A 4,309-nucleotide genomic window follows, 5' to 3' on the forward strand; every position below is an offset into this window, starting at 1 on the left:
CGGAAACCGACATCCTCTTCGAGATCGCGGACATCGGCATAGGTGGCGGGCACGTCGCCGGGCTGCATGGGCAGCATGTTTTTTTCGGCCTTCATACCCAGCTTGTCCTCCAGCACCTCGATCAGGTGCATGAGCTGCTCGGGGTTGTTGTTGCCGATGTTGTACAGCCGGTAAGGCGCGTAGCTGCTGGAAGGATCGGGGGTGTCGCCCGACCAGTTCGGGTTGGGCTCCGGCGTCCGGTCGATCACCCGCACCACACCTTCGACGATGTCGTCGATATAGGTGAAATCGCGCTTCATGTCGCCGTGATTGAAGACGTCGATCGGCCGGCCTTCGAGTATGGCCTTGGTGAACAGGAACAGCGCCATGTCCGGACGGCCCCAGGGGCCGTACACGGTAAAGAAGCGCAATCCGGTGACCGGCAGTCCGTACAGATGGGCATAGGTATGAGCCATCAGCTCGTTGGACTTCTTGCTGGCGGCATACAGCGAGACCGGATGGTCCACGTTGTCGTGCACCGAAAACGGCATCTTGGTATTGGCCCCATACACCGAACTGGAGGAGGCATAGACGAGGTGTTTGACCTTGCTATGTCGACAGCCTTCCAGGATGTTCACGAACCCGACCAGGTTGGTGTCGACGTAGGCATGGGGGTTGATCAGCGAATAGCGCACCCCGGCCTGGGCGGCCAGATTCACCACCACGTCGAAGGACTGGTCCTCGAACAGGCGCTGCATTGCCTCGCGGTCGGACAGGTCCATCTTGAGGAAGGTAAACCGCTCGTGGTCGCGGTGCCGGGCGAGACGCGCCTCCTTGAGGGCAACGTCGTAGTAGTCGTTCAGGTTGTCGAGACCGAACACCTCGTCGCCGCGCTCCAGCAGCCGCAGGCTGAGCCCCGAACCGATAAAGCCAGCGGCGCCCGTAACCAATACCCGTAAGGGGCGAGACGTAAGGGGTGAGGTATTTGGATCGGTCATGATTCGATTCTCGTTTTGATGCGATTAATCAAGGCACCCAGTTGTGCAAATAACTTGTCGATCTCTTCAAACAAACGTCCGGTACTCTGAATGTAGCCGAGGTTTTCCGCCACCATGATCTGGGTTTCCAGTTCGCTCATGGAGCCCCGGGCGATGAAAAGGAACTGCAGCCACTCCTTTTCGGAACCGCGACCTGCACCCTCCGCGATATTACTGGGAACAGAAACCGCGGATCGTCGCATCTGGCTGACGAGTCCGTAGCGCTCATCCGGCGGGAAATTCTCGGTCAGACGATAAATCGTCGTAACGAGCCGCACGGCATCCTGCCAAACCCGCAGGCTGTGGTGTCTTCGCCCTTCCCTGGCCACGTTTTTGCCCCCTTACGTCTTACGCCTCACGCATAGCGGTTCAGAGCCTCCAGTGGATCACCTCTTCCCCCTGGAAACTGCCGAGCGGAAGCAGGGATTTGACGTCCATCACCAGACCGGGGCGTTTGAGCAGTGCGGCGATACCCGCCGCGCCCTGTTCGGCGTAGGCCTGGTGCCCGACGGCGAGAATGACGGCGTCGAGTTCTTTGAGGGCTTCCCAGGGTGCGAGGCTGATACGATATTCGCGGCGGGCCTCGTCGTAATCGGCCACGGGGTCGTGCACGACGGGCTCGATGCCGTGTTCCTGCAGTTCACGCACGATATCGATAACGCGCGAATTACGCAGGTCGGCGCAGTTTTCCTTGAAGGTGAGACCGAGGATGCCGATCTTGGCGCCCTTGCCGCCGTTGCCGTGACGCAGCAGCAGCTTGACGGTCTTGCGCGCGACATGGGCGCCCATGCCGTCGTTGATGCGCCGGCCGGCCAGGATCACCTCGGGGTGATAACCGACCTCCTGCGCCTTGTGGGTCAGGTAGTAAGGGTCCACGCCGATGCAGTGCCCCCCCACCAGGCCGGGCCGGAAGGGCAGGAAGTTCCACTTGGTCCCGGCGGCCTCGAGCACCTCCAGGGTATCGATGCCCATGCGCCCGAAGATCAGGGCGAGCTCGTTCATCAGGGCGATGTTGAGATCGCGCTGGGTGTTCTCGATGACCTTGGCCGCCTCGGCAACCTTGATGCTGCTGGCACGGTGCACGCCAGCCTCGATGACCGATTCGTACACCGCCGCCACCTTCTCCAGCGTCTCGGCGTCGTCGCCGGCCACCACCTTCACGATGGTCTCCAGACGATGCACCTTGTCGCCGGGATTGATGCGCTCAGGCGAATAGCCGACGTGAAAACCCTCGCGCCACCTCAGGCCCGAGGCGTTTTCCAGGATGGGTACGCAGACCTCTTCGGTCGCGCCGGGATAAACGGTGGATTCGAACACAACCGTGGCGCCCCTGGACATGTGCCGACCCACGGTTTCGCAGGCGGCGGCCACCAGACCCATGTCCGGCCGGCGCGCCTGGTCCACCGGCGTCGGAACGGCAATGACCAGGAAGTCCGCTTCCGCCAGACGCTCGGGATCGGAGGTGACCTCGAGCTGACTCGCGGCGCGCAGCGCCTCGCCGCTTATCTCGCCGGTAGGATCGCAGTAGTTGCGGTAGCTTTCGATCTTGCCTTTGTTGAGGTCGAAGCCAAGGGTGGGGCGTTTACGCCCCAGCGCTACCGCGAGGGGCAGACCGACATATCCAAGGCCGACGACGGCGATCTTGTCCATTTGATGGAATGATTCAACTAAGTGGATTGGAGAAAGTGCCTGCAGGCCCCGCTTCGGATCCGACCTGGCGGGATTGAGGAGTCGCAAAGCGCTTCAGGCGGCGCACATCAGGCTGTGCTGGCATCACCCGCGAAAGGCCTGCTGGCTATATTTTCATTCTAAATCAAATAGTAAGGTATTTTGGGCGGTGCACCGTCTAAAACAGCCGCCTAGTTTACCATCCCCTTCCGATCCAGACGGAATCGATCCCCTGCCTGACACACCGGAGCCCACAGCCCCCCCGTACCCGGCAGACCGGGAAGTCCCGACTTACACGAGACTCTTCTGGGTCGAGGCCTGCACATCCATCGCCAACTTATGGCTCGGCTCGCAGGTAACGGAAAACAGCGTGGACACCCAGTCGATAAAGGCACGGACACGTGCAGATACATGACGGCGCTGCGGGTAAACCAGCCACAACGGCGATCCCCGCACGGATGACGCCCAGTCCCGCCACACCGGCCTGAATCACGGATTCGCTGTCGTTGATCAGCATATGCGCATCGATATCCAGCGCCACATGGCCATCCGGGGTTTTGAGCCGCCACTGTTGCGGACGGCCCGTTGCCGGATCGACGATATTGATACAGCGGTGCTGATCGAGGTCTTCGATACTCTCTGGCGTGCCGTAACGCTCCAGATACGCCGGCGATGCGCACAACACGTTTTTGAAGTAACCGATCTTGCGCGCAATCAGGTTCGAGTTTTCCAGTTCGCCGATGCGAATGGCGCAATCAAAACGCTCTTCGTTCAGGTCGAACGCGTTGTCGCGCAGCGAGAGCTCCAAACGAATATCGGGATAGCTGGACTCGAAACTCGCCAGATTGGGAATCAAGGCCGTGCGGGCGATGGACGCCGGCGCGGCAACGCGCAGAGTCCCCTTAGGTTTGGCACGAGCCCCGCCCAGGGATTCGGTCGCCTCATTCAGCTCGGCCAGAATATCCCTGCAACTCGAATAAAAAAGCTCCCCTTCATCGGTCAGACGCAACTGGCGCGTAGTACGGAAAAACAGGCGCGTTTGCAGTTCTTCCTCCAAGCGGGAGATTGCGCGACTGACACCGGAAGGCGTCATGTCCAACTGCCGTGCCGCAGCGGAAAAACTCTTGGCCTCAACCACACGAACGAACAGCGAAATACTCGATAAGTCTTCCATTGCGCTCACCCCCGCAACTTGTGACTGGTAATCAAAGGGGGATTGATTCTAATCCCATTTTTAACATGTGTCGCTGCTGACAGAATGCTGTCAGTAGCCAGTCAGCAGACTGGTCGTTCCCCAGCTAGTTGTTTCATTCCAGGCATGGCCGGGCTCATGCCGAGCACTGTGTCACACAGCACCAATATTGCTCGTCTACCCGATTTGTGACCAGCGAACACCGGATCAACGTGAACGCCAATACGGAAAATACCATGAAGAAAAAAATACTGTTCATCGCCGTCCTTGCAGGGGCGATTACCGCAATCGCCTTTCTGGGCAGCCAGGCGGCACCATCCTCTCAAGCCAGTGCACATCACGCATTGCCGAAGGTGACCGTTGCACGCGTCTTGAGCCGCGATATCGACAACACCTATGTATTCACCGGCAAACTGAAGGCTGTCAACACCGT

The 4,309-nt window shown here is 59.7% G+C and carries 5 protein-coding genes; 1 reads left to right on the top strand and 4 read right to left on the bottom strand.

The window, feature by feature from the left end; translation table 11 throughout:
• The 4 genes from P8Y64_14255 to P8Y64_14270 all read right to left on the bottom strand — a co-directional run.
• The coding region (locus P8Y64_14255; GenBank protein ID MEJ2061611.1) for an NAD-dependent epimerase at nucleotides 1–977 on the bottom strand (977 nt) is incomplete at its 3' end.
• Entirely contained in the window at nucleotides 974–1,345 is a 372-nt protein-coding gene (locus P8Y64_14260) for a four helix bundle protein (GenBank protein ID MEJ2061612.1), read from the bottom strand. The genes P8Y64_14255 and P8Y64_14260, both read right to left, overlap by 4 nt.
• Before the next feature lie 40 nt (nucleotides 1,346–1,385).
• Nucleotides 1,386–2,666: a nucleotide sugar dehydrogenase gene (locus P8Y64_14265; GenBank protein MEJ2061613.1), complete on the bottom strand. Its 1,281-nt coding sequence runs from the start codon at nucleotides 2,664–2,666 to the stop codon at nucleotides 1,386–1,388.
• Between the two features lie 355 nt (nucleotides 2,667–3,021).
• Nucleotides 3,022–3,858 (bottom strand): LysR family transcriptional regulator, encoded by an 837-nt coding sequence (locus tag P8Y64_14270; protein ID MEJ2061614.1) that lies wholly within the window; start codon nucleotides 3,856–3,858, stop codon nucleotides 3,022–3,024.
• Between the two features lie 254 nt (nucleotides 3,859–4,112).
• On the opposite strand from P8Y64_14270, the gene P8Y64_14275 reads away from it, so the two are divergent.
• Nucleotides 4,113–4,309, top strand: a 197-nt coding sequence (locus P8Y64_14275) for a hypothetical protein (protein ID MEJ2061615.1), incomplete at its 3' end; no start/stop codon positions are given.

This window comes from Gammaproteobacteria bacterium (genome assembly GCA_037388465.1).
Classification (GTDB): Bacteria; Pseudomonadota; Gammaproteobacteria; order SpSt-1174; family SpSt-1174; genus JARRKE01.